The sequence below is a fragment of the Pedobacter sp. genome (assembly GCF_039594775.1).
GTDB lineage: Bacteria > Bacteroidota > Bacteroidia > Sphingobacteriales > Sphingobacteriaceae > Pedobacter.
Window position 1 is genome coordinate 153,757 of record NZ_JBCNMT010000006.1, and the last position, 15,101, is coordinate 168,857.

Below are 15,101 nucleotides of genomic sequence, written 5' to 3' on the forward strand. Positions count from 1 at the left end.
AAAATCGACGCGATTCATCGCCTTTACACCTCGTAAAAGCCAAGTTTTTTGCTATTTTTGCAAAAAATACAATTAATGAGTATAGGATTATCAGAACAGGAATTATTACGTCGCGATTCGTTAAAACAGCTTCGCGAACTGGGAATTAACCCATATCCTGCAGAGGCTTACGAAATCAATGCTAATGCAGCAGACATTTTAGCTAACTACGAAAAAGATAAAACGGCATACAAGACAATTAAGATTGCGGGCAGAATTATGGGCCGCAACATCATGGGAGCAGCATCTTTCGCCGAGCTTCAGGATGCTACCGGTCGTATACAGATTTATCTGAAGCGTGACGAGCTTTGCCCTGGTGATGATAAGACCTTATATAATACCGTATTTAAGAAATTATTGGACATTGGCGATTTTGTTGGCGTTGAAGGCTATGTTTTCACCACTCAAACCGGTGAAATTTCGGTACACGTAAATAAATTAACGGTACTTTCTAAATCATTGCGTCCGTTACCAATTGTAAAACGTGACGATGAGGGAAACGTGTTCGACGGTTTTACCAACCCTGAATTACGTTACCGTATGCGTTATGTAGATCTAACCGTAAATCCAGAATACAAACAAATCTTCATTAACCGCAGCAAGGTAATTAACACTATGCGCAACTATTTCGACAGCCAAGGCTGGATGGAAGTAGAAACACCGATCCTACAGGCAGTACACGGCGGTGCAGCGGCCCGTCCGTTTGCTACCCACCACAATACTTTAGACATGCCTTTGTTTTTACGTATCGCTAACGAGCTTTACTTAAAAAGACTGATTGTTGCAGGTTTTGATGGCGTTTATGAGTTCGGTAAAATGTTCCGTAACGAAGGAATGGACAGAACCCACAATCCTGAGTTTACCTCTATGGAGATTTATGTAGCCTACAAAGACTATGTATGGATGATGGGCATGGTAGAGGAATGTCTAGAGAAAATTGCAGTAGCTATCCATGGTTCACCTATTGTTAAAGTAGGCGGACATGAAATTGACTTTGCTGGTCCGTACGAAAAATTGACCATGTACGAATCGATACAGAAATACACAGGCATTGATGTTTCGGAAATGACCGAAGCTGAATTGGCACAAACCTGTAAAGATTTAGGCATCGAGATCGATGACAGTATGGGACGTGGTAAATTGGTGGATGAGCTTTTCAGCGAGAAAGTAGAAGCGAATCTAATTCAGCCTACCTATATCACCGACTATCCTATAGAGATGACTCCTTTGGCTAAAAAACACCGAAGCAAAGAAGGCTTGGTAGAGCGTTTCGAGTTATTTGTAATGGGTAAAGAAATTGGTAACGCCTACTCTGAGCTAAACGATCCAATTGACCAAAAAGAACGTTTCGAGGAGCAATTGAAACTAGCAGCTAGAGGCGATGATGAAGCTATGGCCATGGATGATGACTTTGTACGTGCGCTAGAATACGGTATGCCTCCTACTTCGGGCTTAGGTATTGGTATCGACAGGTTGGTGATGTTAATGACCGATCAATCGACCATTCAAGAAGTATTGTTCTTCCCTCAAATGCGTCCGGAGAAAAAGAAGATTGAACTTACTGCCGAAGAAACTGAATTGTTTAGCTTGGTAAAAGAAGGCGAACAACAGCTATTAAGTGAAGTAAGAGCACAATTAGCAGACTGGAGCAACAAAAAATGGGACACTACCCTTAAAGGACTTACTGGAAAAAACATCTTGAAAGTAAGCAAAACCGATGATGGCTTGTTTTTAGAGCATAAATAAGAATATCCTTTATTGATATAAAAATCCTCAGTTATTATAGCTGGGGATTTTTTTTGTCTGAATTTATTAACTTTAATTAAAACCACAAATCAACTTATGAAAGAAACAGAACTTAAAGATGGAGATTTTTGTCAAGTCATAAAAGGTACGCATAAAGGAAAGGCAGGCATAGCTACAGATTTGAACATCAGCAAAACCGGGCATTTAACCATTACCGTAGTACAGGAAAATGGAGATCGTTTTAAAACCCTTGGCAGAAATGTGGTGATTGTTTCAAAATAAAACATCAACCACCTAGGGCATCTAAGCATTAAACACCAAAAAACATTAAGAAATGAAGACCTTTATATCCCCTAACTACCTAATAGTTCAAAAACCAAAATGGGCTTAAATATCCAAGGTGGCTCATTTTTAAAACCACCTAAGACACCTAAGTTCATCTAAGTACTAAAACCAAAAAAGACCTTTATGTTACCTAGTTTCTTAACAGTCCAAAAACTAAAATGAACTTAAATGTCTTAGGTGGTTAAAACAAAGCATTAAAAAATGAAAACCTTTATGTTCCCTAACTCCTTAATGGTTCAAAACTAAAATGAACTAAATTGTCTAAGGTAGTAAAAAACAAAAACACCCTCTCCCTTAACATAAACATAACAAAAAGTTAAAAGCTTGTTACCCTACGCTTAAAAAGCCTTTTCTATTTTAGACCTGTATTAAAATCTAAATAAGATGAATAGTTCAAGTATCGAAATCACAGAAAACGAATACTGCATCAAACTAAGCAGAGAAACATTTGACCTGTCGCTTATTCGTCAGTTAATTAAGCGCATCCAAGCTGAGGAATTATTTTTCAGCAAGAAAAGAATGGAAGAGGAAGATGACCTGATCAGCAGGACAGATTCAGCATTCGAAGAAAACTTTGATCGCCTTTGCGACAAATAAAAAAGGTCTAGCCGCTGTGAAGCAACCAGACCTTTTTTTTATACTTTTAAAAATCTTTATCTGTGGCTATAGCGTACCTGCTGCTGCTTATCTAACATGCCAAGTTGGTCTTTCATTTGTTTGATCTGATCGGCCAATAATTTATTTTTATCTGCTTTCTTCGCTTCTGCCAAATACATCTGCGCTTCACGTTTGTTGCGTTTCGCCATGGCAATACCCGCTAAGCTCAGTTTTGCCATCGCTACGTTATGATCCATATGCAAACCTAAATTCAAAGCAGTTTTAAAGTACTTTTCAGATTTCATAGGTGCTTTTCTCGATTCGATCAATCCCAGCAAAAGATTAAAATATCCGTGTTGCATTTTGTTCAATTGCTTCTCGTAGTTGGTAATTTTTCCCAAAAAAACTTCGGCCTTAGGCATATTGTCTTTACGCAAATACCATTGTGCGATCAACATATTCTCATTATAAAAATAAGTGATGAAAATAAATATGCTAAACAAAACAGCTGGTATACCCCAGCCCCAATAACCGAAAATAAAAAGTGCAACTGCCGCACCAAGTAAAGCAAAGCCTATAATTAGGCGTACCAAATTTGACATAGTTTTTCAATATTTCTGCAAATATCGGTTTTATATAGCAGAAAATAACGATTTAATTTATAATTTCAACAAAAATTAAACAGCAATGAAATACTTATTCACGATAGCTTTGGGCCTATTTTTCTTTTCGGCCAATGCACAGGAAATCAATAAAAAATTAGAAGATCAGATAAAACATAAGCAAATCATGTTAAACGAGTGCTCAAGAGAAGGTTTGGTGACCTTTCCTGAATTTAAGGCAAGCTATGATGCCAACTACGAAAACTACACGGTAGACTCGGCTTCAATGGCCCAGCTTACTAAACTATTAAAGGATAAAAAAATAAAGGTAGTATTGGGAACTTGGTGCGGCGATAGCAAATTTCAAGTACCTCACTTTCTGAAAGTAACCGATGCCGCCAAAGTAAAAGAAGACCATGTAACCTTTATTGCGGTAGATGGCGCCAAAAAAGCAGAAAACGGTTTGTTAGACAACCTGAACATTACACGTGTACCTACTTTTATTGTTACCGATAAAAAGGGCAATGAAATTGGACGCATTACCGAATTCCCTAAAAAAACTTTGGAGCTAGACCTTCTTGAAATATTAGCGGCAAAAAAATAAAATATGGCTGTAGACCTAGAACCTGGCTGGTTTGAAGTATTAAAGGAAGAGTTTGAAAAACCTTATATGAAGAGCCTAAAAAGTTTTCTTCAGCAAGAAAAACAAGCTGGTTTTACTATTTTCCCTAAAGGTGCCGATATTTTCAATGCTTTTAAGCATACGCCTTTTGAAAAGGTAAAAGTGGTCATTTTAGGTCAAGACCCCTATCATGGAGTGGGGCAGGCACATGGCCTTTCCTTCTCCGTGCAAAAAGGAGTAGTTCCTCCGCCATCCCTTAAAAACATTTACAAAGAACTGGCAGATGAATTTCCTGATTTCAAAATACCTGGCCACGGGGAGCTCACCAGTTGGGCAGACCAAGGCGTATTACTGTTAAATGCAACCCTAACGGTTAGAGCACATACCGCAGGTTCGCACCAAAACAAAGGCTGGGAACAGTTTACCGACAAGGTGATTGCTGAATTATCTGCAAAAAGAAAAGGGCTGGTATTTATCCTATGGGGCAATTACGCCAAGCAAAAAGAAGCCTTGATAGACCAAAGCAAGCATTTCATCATTAAATCGGCACACCCTTCGCCTTTCTCTGCTTATAACGGTTTCTTTGGTTCCAAACCTTTCTCTAAGACTAATGATATTTTGGTGAAAGAAGGCAAAGCACCTATTGATTGGCAAATCGTTTAATCGTAGTTCTTACACCTAAGACACCTTAGGGGCACCTTAGTTTATAACAGCATATTTCATTTGGTTTTTATTAAAGAATACCTGATCATTTATTATCTTTAGGTACATCATCTTTAAAAACTTATGGAAAATATAGTAAGCAAGTCATTCATTGACTGCTTAGAGTACGAAGTAACGGGCGCATGTATCGAAATCCACAAAGCTTTAGGCCCTGGATTATTAGAAAGTGTTTATCATCGTTGCTTAGAGCGGGAACTTCAATTAAAGCACATATCTTTTATTTCCGAATATAAAGTTGACATTGAATACAAAGGACTTATTGTGAATACAGCTTTACGAGTAGATTTAGTGATAGAAAATTGCTTAGCAATAGAATTAAAATCCGTCGAAATGTTCCACCCAATCTATGAGGCACAACTTCTAACCTATATGAAGCTATTAAAAGCCCCAAAAGGACTATTAATCAATTTCAATTGTACAAATATTATTCACAATGGAAAAAGAACCTTTGTCAATGAATTCTACAGGGATTTGATTTAATCTTAAATATCCTAAGATCTCTGAGATGAAAAAAATATCCCAAAGGAAAGTTCTCTATAAAAAACTAAAATGCTCTAAAATGTCTAAGGTGTTTATCTAGCAAAAGATGATCGGCTAAAACTAAGATGTCTTAGATGGTAAAACCACCAAAAAACTAAAATGCCCTAAGGTGTCTTAGGTGATGCAAACTAACTACTAATAAACTAGCCTACTAATACTCCAACGGCACAATAGGTTCCTTCTTCGTCGTCGACATGATCATCATCGTTTGGAAGGTCTTCACTACTGAAATCTTACTGATCTTATCCATGATCAAGCGCTCATACGATTTAATATCGCTCACGTAAACCTTCAACAGAAAGTCTGCCTGACCTGTTACATGGTGACATTCCGTTACTTCCTTAATTTGGTTCACTTCATCCAAGAAAATCTGGATAGTATTGTTTTTGTGAAAGTCCAATTGGATCTGGATGAAAGTCTTAATGCCAAGACCTAATTTTTCTTCATCAACCAAAGCATGGTAGCTCTTGATATAACCAGACATCTCCAGTTTTCTTACGCGTTCTAAAGTAGGTGCAGGAGAAAGACCAATTTCTTGCGACAACAATAGGTTGGTAATCCTTCCATTTTCTTGCAACAACTTCAAAATCTTGAAATCTATTTTGTCCAGTTCTAGTGCCATATTTTTTGTTTGATTTACTCAAAGGTATAATAGAAAGCACAATCCACAAAATTTTATTCTAAAACTAATGTAAAAATTTAGAGAATATTTTATACAATTATTTTTAGATTTGTCTAAATTAAGAATTAGAATTCCAAAAATGCAATCATACACCGAAGAGAACTATCTGAAGATCATCTATCACCTCTCCGAAATCAGTCATCCGGTGCAAACCAATGCCATAGCCGAACGTATTCAAACCAAGGCGGCCTCTGTAACCGATATGATCAAAAAGCTATCGGAGAAAGAACTGGTGCATTATGTGAAATATCAAGGGGTAACCCTAACCGAAAAAGGGAAAGTTACCGCCATCAATATTGTAAGAAAACACAGGCTTTGGGAAGTATTCTTGGTTGATAAACTAAACTTTAAGTGGGACGAAGTACATGAAGTGGCCGAGGAATTGGAGCACATCCAATCTAACTTGCTCATCGAACGTTTAGACGAGTTTCTGGATTTCCCAAAGGTTGATCCACACGGCGACCCTATTCCCGACAAGCATGGCAATTTCGCGGAAATGGCTCTTGTGAAATTAAGCAAGCTTAAAAATGGCGACAAGGGCACTATTACCGGTGTAAGCGAACACTCTTCCCCTTTTCTAAAACATTTGGAAAAGTTAGGGCTTACGCTTGGCAAACGCATAGCAGTGGTTGATGTGGTTGAGTTTGATGGCTCGGTGGAGCTCCTGCTGGAACAGGAAAAACTAAATATTAGTAGAGAAGTAGCCAAACACATTTTAATTACCAAAAACTAATGGCCGAAAAACAATCCCTCAGCGAAGTACACCAGAGCGTAGCCACCCACCAAAGAAAAGGCTGGAGAAGAATATTGGCTTTTTTGGGACCAGCCTATCTGGTAAGCGTAGGCTATATGGATCCGGGCAACTGGGCAACCGATATTGCGGGGGGCAGTAAATTTGGCTATCAGCTCATTTGGGTACTGTTAATGAGCAACCTTATTGCCCTGTTGTTGCAATCGTTAAGTGCCCGTTTAGGCATTGTAAGAGGATTAGATCTGGCGCAGGCCTCTAGGAACACCTACCCAAAATGGGTCAACTTTCCGTTGTTTGTTTTGGCCCAAACAGCCATCATTGCCTGTGATCTGGCCGAAATTATTGGGATGGCCATTGGTTTGAACCTGCTTTTCGGGCTACCGTTGATATGGGGCATATCCATTACCATTTTCGACACTGTTCTTTTATTGTTCCTGCTCAATAAGGGCATGCGCAAAATGGAGGCTTTTATCGTATCCATGGTATTTATTGTAGGCATTTCCTTTTTGGCCGAAATGTTTATTGTACAGCCCTCGCTTGGCGAAATTGCCAAAGGTTTCGAACCTTCCATGTTAGGTGGCGAAGCATTGTATATTGCCATTGGGATCATTGGCGCTACCGTAATGCCGCACAACCTTTACCTGCATTCCTCTTTGGTGCAAACCCGTAAGTTCGAGCGTGACCGCAAAGGCATCAAGGAGGCGATCAAATTTAATTTTATTGATACGGCAGTAGCTTTAAACCTTGCTTTTTTTGTCAATGCCGCTATCCTGATCCTGGCCGCAGCTGCTTTTTACAAGAATGGTTTCCACGAGGTGGCCGAAATACAGGATGCCCATGAACTGTTGAACAATATTTTTGGCAACGTTGCTCCCGCCCTATTTGCCATTGCGCTGATCGCTGCCGGGCAAAGCTCAACCGTAACGGGTACCCTGGCCGGACAAATTGTAATGGAGGGCCACTTAAATTTAAGGATACAGCCTTGGCTACGCCGACTGATTACCCGTCTTTTGGCCATCGTACCTGCATTTTTCACCATTCTTTACTTCGGAGATGATGCCTTGGGCGGCCTGCTCATTTTAAGCCAGGTGGTATTGAGCCTGCAATTGGGTTTTGCCATTATTCCGCTTATCCATCTCAATTCCGATAAAAAAGAAATGAAGGAATTCGCCATTAAGCTTTGGGTAAAAATATTGGCCTGGTTAAGTGCGGCCGTAATTGTTGCGTTAAACATTAAATTGGTGATTGAGGAAATTGGTGGCTGGATCAAAGAATCTGGCCATGCCTGGTATATTTACGCCATTGTATTACCAGTGGCCATACTTGTTGCCCTGCTTTTGCTCTACATTTTCGTTTATCCCTTTGTGGGCCAAAAACAGCATATGGGCAATGTGCCCCATGGCGATGCGCTTTCCATAGGCCAGGTGGAGAAAATCAGTTACGAAAAGATCGGCATTACGGTCGATTTTTCTGAGAACGATAGAAAAACGATTCGCCATGCCCTGATCCAGGGAGGAAAGGGGGCCCATTACCACCTCATCCACGTGGTTGAAACTGCCGTTGCGCGCTACCACGGAAAAACGGCCATGGACCACGAAACACAGTCAGATATCGACAATCTTAAAAAGTATCAGGAAAACCTGGCCCAATTGGGCTATCAGGCTACCCCTCATATTGGTTTCGGCGGTGCCGCAAAAGCCATCGCCGAAATTAGCAATACCAACAACATTGAGCTTTTGGTAATGGGCGCCCATGGGCATAAGGGCCTTAAAGACCTTATTTTTGGCACTACGGTTGATTCGGTAAGGCATAAAGTGGATATACCCGTGCTCATTGTAAGGTAGGTTATTTAGGGGTTGGTTTTTTAGTTATTTGGTTCATTTGTTCATTTGTTCATTCAGTACCTACCACGTCACCTCGACCGTAGCGGAGACCGCGAAGCAGCTACGAAGTAAATTGAAAGTCAACGAAGTCAAATCTTTGGACTATGTATTGATGTTTCCGCAGATGGATTGGTTCATCGGTTCATTCATCATTCATCATTAAGCGTTAACAACTAACCATTCATCATTCCCACCACCCCTCCTCCTTTTCGTCACCTCGACCGCAGCGGAGAGGTCTTTCAACTTTGTCATACAACCCGTCCCGATCCACCGGGGAACGTAGCGAAAGGCCTCATTTATACCCCCGTGGAGATTCCTCCCTGCACTTAGAATGAACATTAAGGCCATCACCACATACATGGATAATCGGTCTTTCCTCATTAAGCATTAACAACTAACCATTCATCATTCCCACCACCCCTCCTCCTTTTCGTCACCTCGACCGCAGCGAAGAGGTCTTTCAACTTTGTCATCCAACCCGTCCCGATCCACCGGGGAACGTAGCGAAAGGCCTCATTTATACCCCCCGTGGAGATTCCTCCCTGTACTTAGAATGAACATTAAGGCCATCAACACCATACATGGATAATCGGTCTTTCCTCATTAAGCATTAACAACTAACCGTTCATCATTCATCATCATTTTCCCTCTTAAAGCTATCCCCAAGGCCAATTATTCCCCCACCGACCGCCCGATTTGTGATAAAATTCGAAAAATAGGCACTTTTTATCACAAATCGGGCGGTAGCCCGCTTTTCATTACCCTTTAATTTTGGTATAACCAATTAGAAAGGAGGTAACACCATTAACAGTTGAAACACATGCCTAGGCCCCAGCCCAGCCTAAACCATTAAAAATATCCGTGCAGATTTCGGGCTGCCAGGGAAATCTAAACCCTAACCGCCCGAAAACGGGCATCAAACAAAAATTACAATGAAAAGTAAATTAATGTATGGCCTTGCAGCGCTGCTATTGGCGTTCGGCCTAGTGCTTGGCTTAAGTGCTTTTAAGCAAAGCGCACCAAATAAAAAAGCACCTATGTATTGGTATCAAGTTTCATATGATGATCCTGTAAATTATCCAGATGGTTATATTAAATCGGGTACGCCTGTTTATGACCATGCAGAAAAGGAACAGGTTGAATCTCCTTGTGCTGTAGGAACCGAGCTAGATTGTTTAAGAGGATTTGATAGTCCAATTACCAATTTTCCAGACGGTACTCTTACTGAAAACAAAATTCAGAAACCTGCCAATTAGAAACATTGGGGTCGCACAAATGTGCTGCCCCAATACCTTAATCTGGCTTTAAATGTTCATCCCTACGATAAGCCTTCCTTAGCCATACTGCTTTACCTTGTAATATATCCTCCATTTGACTTTCATTGATATCTGAAGTAATGTAACGTACGACACCCCCTGGATCGACAATGATGATATATGGACTAGGCCCCAAATTAAACTGATGGAACATTAACGAATCATAGGCTATTGACAATTTGAGTTTTTCTTCTATCCTGTTTCTTTCGTACAGGAGTCTTATATCCTTATCATCACTTTTTTTGGTATATCTAGTGCCATTATACCCCACTAACAAAAAAATCACTTTATCTTGAAAATCAGCCTGCATCTGGCTCAATAAAGGCATTTTCTTCAAACATAACGAACAATATCTATTCCAAGCATATAGCACCGTCCATTTGCCCTTGAAATCGCTATTGGACAACCTAGATTTTTCATGATATTGAACATCAGAAAAATGAACCGTTGGCAACGGTTCATCTACAATGGGATAAACATTTTGGGCTACAGCCACAACAACAAATTGAATATATACAAATAAAACAACCACACTACTTTTCATGATTTTTACTAATTAAAATACCCTTCGTTTTGTGTCAAAAAAACATTCTTTCTTATCTCGCTTAATGGAATAGGATAAAGCTTAGCATAAGATTGCCAATTGGGATGCTTCTCTATCCCCAATATTTCGTCTGCCATCCCAGTTCTTTTGAGGTCCAGCCATCTCGTACCCCATTCGCAGAAGAACTCTATCTGCCTTTCCCTGTATATCTGCTGTATCAATTCCCTTTTTGATATAGCTGGCTTGGTTTCGCTAATCAATGCCAATCCAGCTCTGCCCCTTATCTTATCAATATCTTTAATTGCCATTTGTAAATTATCCAGCTCGGCACTAGCTTCAGCCCTTATCAAGTATAGTTCGGCTAGTCGCTGCACCACATAATGTTCGGTAACTGTTGTACCACTTCTTGTCCTATATTTATATGGATATACATAATTCTGCCAAGCCACTGAATTGTTTTTTGTCCACTCTGACCTACGCTTGTCGTTTGGCTCAAATGAATTAATTAAAAAGCTTGACAGTACATAATTTGGTCTAACTGTTGCACTTGATGGAATAAACGATGCACCCTCGGCCGTATTCGCATTTGGCTTCATCAATGAAAAGATAGTCTCTCTAGAATTACTGAGAAATACACTGCTTGGCAGCTCCAGCTGATACTTATTTGATTCAATGACTAAGGAAGCATAATGATAAGCTTCATTCCAATTACCCTGGTAGAGATATGCTCTTGCCAAAAGTGCATTAATTGCGTTTAGTCCCGGTCTATTTTTACTGATTTCCGGCTTATCGGCATAGGGCCAATCGTTTCTTGAATTTAATAGTTCGTCAATGATTTTTTCGATAATTCGTTTCCGGTCAGTACGGGGCATAACACGATTAGCTTCGTAATCGGTATGTTCGATGTAAGGTACATCGCCAAATAGGTTAGTCATGTAAAAGTAATGGATTGCCCTCGCATAGCGCATTTCCGCCATTAACTGTTTTACTACAGGCCTGCTTAGGCTTTTAGAATTAACCAAGCCCTCCATCACAGCGTTGATATGAAAAATATTCTTGTAAGGGTTATTCCAAAAAGTAGAAAGAATTGTTGGATTGTCGGCAAGTAGCGTATTGTTTTTAAAGGCATCTACCGTAGCGCTGGAACTTACATTTTGTAGTTCGTCCGAAGATAACCCCGCATACACCGTAATACCTCCATTGCAAAAAGTAAGACTTGCTGCCACCATCTGTGCGTATACACCTGACGCTGCAGATATAGCGGCTTGGTCCGTTTCGAAAATACGACTAAGCTCTGCCAAATTCTTTGGTGGGGCAACAGCGATGTATTTTTTACAGGATATAAAAACCTGAGTAAGGCCAAAAATGACCATTATTAGTTTAATTGTTTTCATGGCTTACATATTAAGTTGAATACCGAACACCATTGTACGCAATGGCGAAAGTTTATAAAAGTTTTGGGTTTCCGGATCCGCCCCGAGATAGTTGGTAATGGTAAACAGATTTTGCGCCTGCATATAAATCTTTAAGCCACCCAAAGACATACCACCAAACCGCATTTCCTTAAAAGTGTAGGAAAAATCTACGTTTCTTAGCTTGATAAATGAAGCATCGGCGTAGGAACCATCTGACTGCCGCAAATAACTTAGGGCTCCCGCTACCGCCCCACTTTGAGCGGTAAAACGTTGAATGTTGGCTATATCTCCAGCGCTCTGCCAACGTTGCAGTACAATTATAGGCTGGTTGTAAATGCGTCCGGGTACGGATGATGACAACTGATGAATATAACTCAATCCCAGCTGCTTTGTAAATTGGAAAAAGAAATTGAGCTCAAAGCCCCTATAGCTTAAATTTTGCTGCATTCCACCGGTATACTTTGGACTACGCTCCCCTATGTAACCATAATCAGCTGTATTTAACAAGCCATCACCATTTACATCCCTAAACTTATAAATTCCCGTTAGGGGATCAACACCAAGATAACTGAGTCCCTGTATTAGGTTGAGCGACTTACCAACAATATAGGTATTTCGGTAGCTTGAACTTTCTATATCTGGAAACCTTAACAGTTTGTTCCTATTAAAGGAGATATTAAATGACGTGCTCCATGTTAACACCTTATTTCTTATCCATTTTCCATTGAGCATCAATTCCAAGCCCTTATTTTGTACCAAGGCCGGAAAGTTCATGACTACCTGTGAAAATCCCGTTTGCGCAGGCAGATTGTAATTGATCAGTTGGTTGCCACTCCTATGTACATAATAGGCTGCTTCCAACATAAGCCTGTCTTTGAAAAAACCTAGATTTAGTCCAAGCTCCCATTTACGGATACGTTCCCAATTATAATTGGCATTAAATACACTTCTGGGGTAGAGCCCGGGCGTGCCATCGTAACTATTATTGGTGGCACTCCACAAATTAAGGTATTTGTATTCGCCAATTTGGTCATTGCCCGTAACGCCATAGCTGGTTCTTATTTTTCCGCTACTTAGCCAAGGTAGATTACGGCGTACTAAACTCTCATCTGCAAAAAGCCAAGCAAAACCAATTGCCGAAAAATTCGCCATCCGTCTGTTTGGCCCAAATCTGCTAGATCCATCCCTCCGTGCGGTAAAATTAATGATATATCTGTCGGCATAATTGTAATTGAACCTAGAAAAAAGGGCGCTATAACGATATACACTTTCTTCGTTGGAAGCTGTAACCGTTCCCGCCGCCGTAATAGTTTCCAGTAATAGATCAGAGTTATAATTTGCACCATATTGATAGCTCAGAGCTTGGCCCTTATGTTGCCAAACACCTCCCAAAAGAAAACTTATATGATGATGACCATGGTTCCAATCATAGTTGGCCCTTGGCTCCGCAATGTAGCTGCCCAAACTGGTATTGGCAAAAGAGGCGGAGGGCATAATCCCAAATAGAACAGTTAGGTTGGGATCTATGGCCGCTGTAGGCTTACTTGAATACTCATTGGTAACCAAACTATTATAACCTAAATTAAGACTTAGCTTTAATGCTTTTATTGGCATATAATCCAACACCATATTGCCTATCAGGTTTTGACTTAATGACCTAAACCTTTCTTCTCTCAATGCAAATGGATTAACAATATCGCTACCTAGCGTATTGTAAACTATTCCACCATCTGCCCACGCATAACTACCATCATCATTATACAACCTGATGTTGGGCGGCAGGGCCAAGTAACGGCTGGGGTCGTTACTTGGTAGCCGATTATTGTCACGGGCATAGCTTCCTGAGAATTGGAGGGCCAATTTTTGATCATGGCTTCTATGTGCAATGCTAAAGTTTAAGGAGCCTATTTGGTTGGCAAAATCCGGTGAAAAAACTGAGGTTTGTCTAAAATATCCAGCACCTATTCTAAAATTTGTTTGTGCATTCCCGCCGCTAATTGCCAGTTGCAATCTGTTATCGCTAGCATTATGGCCTACCAATTCTTTTTTAAAATCGGTATATCTATTATTATCCCATAACAGTACGTCCGGTGCATTGGCTAAGTTCATTGTCGCACCATCATTTTTAAAAGCCTCTCGTCTCATGGCCAAAAAAGATTCGGTATCCAACATCGGCATTGTACGTCCCACCCTGCTATGCCCCGTATAAGCCGTAATGTTATATCTGGTTTGTTGGCCATTGCTTCTTTTTGTGGTGATCAATACCACTCCATTAGCTCCCCTGCTACCATATATGGCCGTAGCATCGGCGTCTTTCAATATTTCAATATGTTCAATTTCTTGTGGGTTAATCATATTTAGTGGACTGAGCCCACCGCCCGCCGAGCCGAGATTTGCCGCCGACGTAAGTCGGTTGGTAGCATCATTACCCTGCTCAAAGGGCACGCCATCTATAATGAAAAGCGGGTTGTTTTTAGATAGCGAAAGGTCCAAGGCATTCTGGCCACGTATCTGCACATTAAAAGAAGCGCCTGCTACACCACTGGTTTGGGTTACGACCATTCCCGGCACACGTCCCTGCAGTGCCGACAGCACATTGCTTACGGGCTGCCGTCCTATATCCTCTGCCCTTATTGTTGTAATGTTGCCAGTAAGCAGTTTCTCTTTTACAGTGTAATAGCCAGCGTTGATTTCTACTTCATTTAATTCCGTCGTTTCTTCCACTAGTATAATCATTAAATTAGAGGCGCCTCCTTGGAAGGCCAAATTTTTCGTAGTATAACCAACGGCACTGCACACAAGACTGCCTTTGGGAATGTAGGTCTGGATATTGAAATGCCCCTCCTTATCGGTGGTGCCAACATTTTGTGCCGCAATTTTCAACGTTACGTTGGGCAGTGGTTGGCCTTTCCCATCTAATACCCTGCCTTTAAGGATATATACGGCTTGCCCATTTGCCCCAAAATTTAGGCAAAGCAGAGCCAGTACGCTCAAAAGCGCTATTTTTTTAATGATCATAAGTTTTTGGTTTAATGGTTACAGGCTGTAGGAAAAAAGCGGCCATAGCATTACTAACCTAAAAATATAGCCGCTTGTAGGCGCTATTATTCTGGGTTACGTTTTACCAAGCTGAGCAGCTTGGTATAAAGATGGGTAAAACGGTTTTTCATACTCGTATTTGGTTATACGAGTCTCCATGGAGCTTTAATAAAAAAGGGAGCGGCACTACCTCCAACCAGTCCCCGGGGTCTAACGCCCATAAACGTGATTTTCAACGATAGTGCCCACCCCCTCTT

The 15,101-nt window shown here is 40.6% G+C and carries 14 protein-coding genes; 9 read left to right on the plus strand and 5 right to left on the minus strand.

All coding sequences use genetic code 11. From position 1 onward, the window contains the following. Nucleotides 1-75 precede the first annotated feature (75 nt). The 3 genes from lysS to ABDV71_RS15165 all read left to right on the plus strand — a co-directional run bounded on the left by lysS (nucleotide 76) and on the right by ABDV71_RS15165 (nucleotide 2,727). The gene (gene lysS, locus ABDV71_RS15155; RefSeq protein WP_343534006.1) at nucleotides 76-1,785 is read left to right on the plus strand and encodes a lysine--tRNA ligase; all 1,710 of its coding nucleotides are present in this window, start codon (nucleotides 76-78) and stop codon (nucleotides 1,783-1,785) included. A 96-nt stretch (nucleotides 1,786-1,881) separates the two neighbouring features. Further along, nucleotides 1,882-2,067, plus strand: a complete 186-nt coding sequence (locus ABDV71_RS15160; protein ID WP_343534008.1) for an RNA-binding protein — start codon at nucleotides 1,882-1,884, stop codon at nucleotides 2,065-2,067. 447 nt (nucleotides 2,068-2,514) lie between these two features. After that, complete coding sequence (locus ABDV71_RS15165) at nucleotides 2,515-2,727, plus strand: hypothetical protein (RefSeq protein WP_113645279.1); 213 nt, start codon at nucleotides 2,515-2,517, stop codon at nucleotides 2,725-2,727. A gap of 56 nt (nucleotides 2,728-2,783) precedes the next feature. On the opposite strand, the gene ABDV71_RS15170 is transcribed toward ABDV71_RS15165, so the two are convergent. Beyond that, nucleotides 2,784-3,329, minus strand: a complete 546-nt coding sequence (locus ABDV71_RS15170; protein WP_343534013.1) for a DUF2892 domain-containing protein — start codon at nucleotides 3,327-3,329, stop codon at nucleotides 2,784-2,786. Between the two features lie 85 nt (nucleotides 3,330-3,414). Here ABDV71_RS15170 and ABDV71_RS15175 point away from each other — a divergent pair, with 85 nt between their 5' ends. From ABDV71_RS15175 to ABDV71_RS15185, 3 genes are all read left to right on the plus strand, one after another. After that, nucleotides 3,415-3,933: a thioredoxin family protein gene (locus ABDV71_RS15175; RefSeq protein ID WP_343534015.1), complete on the plus strand. Its 519-nt coding sequence runs from the start codon at nucleotides 3,415-3,417 to the stop codon at nucleotides 3,931-3,933. A gap of 3 nt (nucleotides 3,934-3,936) precedes the next feature. After that, the gene (ung, locus tag ABDV71_RS15180; RefSeq protein ID WP_343534017.1) at nucleotides 3,937-4,614 is read left to right on the plus strand and encodes a uracil-DNA glycosylase; all 678 of its coding nucleotides are present in this window, start codon (nucleotides 3,937-3,939) and stop codon (nucleotides 4,612-4,614) included. 123 nt (nucleotides 4,615-4,737) lie between these two features. After that, nucleotides 4,738-5,154 carry a GxxExxY protein gene (locus ABDV71_RS15185; RefSeq protein ID WP_343534018.1) on the plus strand — a complete coding sequence of 139 codons (417 nt, stop codon included), beginning with the start codon at nucleotides 4,738-4,740 and terminating at the stop codon, nucleotides 5,152-5,154. 211 nt (nucleotides 5,155-5,365) lie between these two features. On the opposite strand, the gene ABDV71_RS15190 is transcribed toward ABDV71_RS15185, so the two are convergent. Further along, the gene (locus ABDV71_RS15190; protein WP_097127375.1) at nucleotides 5,366-5,836 is read right to left on the minus strand and encodes an Lrp/AsnC family transcriptional regulator; all 471 of its coding nucleotides are present in this window, start codon (nucleotides 5,834-5,836) and stop codon (nucleotides 5,366-5,368) included. A 139-nt stretch (nucleotides 5,837-5,975) separates the two neighbouring features. On the opposite strand from ABDV71_RS15190, the gene ABDV71_RS15195 reads away from it, so the two are divergent. The 3 genes from ABDV71_RS15195 (at nucleotide 5,976) to ABDV71_RS15205 (ending at nucleotide 9,786) form a co-directional block, all read left to right on the plus strand. After that, the gene (locus ABDV71_RS15195) at nucleotides 5,976-6,629 is read left to right on the plus strand and encodes a metal-dependent transcriptional regulator (RefSeq protein WP_343534019.1); all 654 of its coding nucleotides are present in this window, start codon (nucleotides 5,976-5,978) and stop codon (nucleotides 6,627-6,629) included. Next, the gene (locus ABDV71_RS15200; RefSeq protein WP_343534021.1) at nucleotides 6,629-8,491 is read left to right on the plus strand and encodes an Nramp family divalent metal transporter; all 1,863 of its coding nucleotides are present in this window, start codon (nucleotides 6,629-6,631) and stop codon (nucleotides 8,489-8,491) included. Before ABDV71_RS15195 ends, ABDV71_RS15200 begins: the two co-directional genes overlap by 1 nt. A 971-nt stretch (nucleotides 8,492-9,462) precedes the next feature. Continuing rightward, the gene (locus ABDV71_RS15205) at nucleotides 9,463-9,786 is read left to right on the plus strand and encodes a hypothetical protein (protein ID WP_343534023.1); all 324 of its coding nucleotides are present in this window, start codon (nucleotides 9,463-9,465) and stop codon (nucleotides 9,784-9,786) included. Between the two features lie 37 nt (nucleotides 9,787-9,823). Here the strand turns inward: ABDV71_RS15205 and ABDV71_RS15210 are convergent, their stop codons facing one another. Genes ABDV71_RS15210 through ABDV71_RS15220 form a run of 3 tightly spaced genes read right to left on the minus strand, consistent with a single transcriptional unit; the run spans nucleotide 9,824 to nucleotide 14,823 of the window. After that, entirely contained in the window at nucleotides 9,824-10,390 is a 567-nt protein-coding gene (locus ABDV71_RS15210; protein WP_343534025.1) for a redoxin domain-containing protein, read from the minus strand. 8 nt (nucleotides 10,391-10,398) lie between these two features. Next, a complete protein-coding gene (locus ABDV71_RS15215; RefSeq protein WP_343534027.1) occupies nucleotides 10,399-11,784 on the minus strand; it encodes a RagB/SusD family nutrient uptake outer membrane protein in 1,386 nt (461 codons plus the stop codon). A 3-nt stretch (nucleotides 11,785-11,787) separates the two neighbouring features. Further along, entirely contained in the window at nucleotides 11,788-14,823 is a 3,036-nt protein-coding gene (locus tag ABDV71_RS15220; protein WP_343534028.1) for a SusC/RagA family TonB-linked outer membrane protein, read from the minus strand. Between the last annotated feature and the right edge of the window lie 278 nt (nucleotides 14,824-15,101).

Bases quoted from the DNA above. Each gene is read 5' to 3' on its own strand.
- lysS (WP_343534006.1), top strand. From the start codon at position 76: ATGAGTATAGGATTATCAGAACAGGAATTATTACGTCGCGATTCGTTA.
- ABDV71_RS15160 (WP_343534008.1), top strand. From the start codon at position 1,882: ATGAAAGAAACAGAACTTAAAGATGGAGATTTTTGTCAAGTCATAAAA.
- ABDV71_RS15165 (WP_113645279.1), top strand. From the start codon at position 2,515: ATGAATAGTTCAAGTATCGAAATCACAGAAAACGAATACTGCATCAAA.
- ABDV71_RS15170 (WP_343534013.1), bottom strand. From the start codon at position 3,329: ATGTCAAATTTGGTACGCCTAATTATAGGCTTTGCTTTACTTGGTGCG.
- ABDV71_RS15175 (WP_343534015.1), top strand. From the start codon at position 3,415: ATGAAATACTTATTCACGATAGCTTTGGGCCTATTTTTCTTTTCGGCC.
- ung (WP_343534017.1), top strand. From the start codon at position 3,937: ATGGCTGTAGACCTAGAACCTGGCTGGTTTGAAGTATTAAAGGAAGAG.
- ABDV71_RS15185 (WP_343534018.1), top strand. From the start codon at position 4,738: ATGGAAAATATAGTAAGCAAGTCATTCATTGACTGCTTAGAGTACGAA.
- ABDV71_RS15190 (WP_097127375.1), bottom strand. From the start codon at position 5,836: ATGGCACTAGAACTGGACAAAATAGATTTCAAGATTTTGAAGTTGTTG.
- ABDV71_RS15195 (WP_343534019.1), top strand. From the start codon at position 5,976: ATGCAATCATACACCGAAGAGAACTATCTGAAGATCATCTATCACCTC.
- ABDV71_RS15200 (WP_343534021.1), top strand. From the start codon at position 6,629: ATGGCCGAAAAACAATCCCTCAGCGAAGTACACCAGAGCGTAGCCACC.
- ABDV71_RS15205 (WP_343534023.1), top strand. From the start codon at position 9,463: ATGAAAAGTAAATTAATGTATGGCCTTGCAGCGCTGCTATTGGCGTTC.
- ABDV71_RS15210 (WP_343534025.1), bottom strand. From the start codon at position 10,390: ATGAAAAGTAGTGTGGTTGTTTTATTTGTATATATTCAATTTGTTGTT.
- ABDV71_RS15215 (WP_343534027.1), bottom strand. From the start codon at position 11,784: ATGAAAACAATTAAACTAATAATGGTCATTTTTGGCCTTACTCAGGTT.
- ABDV71_RS15220 (WP_343534028.1), bottom strand. From the start codon at position 14,823: ATGATCATTAAAAAAATAGCGCTTTTGAGCGTACTGGCTCTGCTTTGC.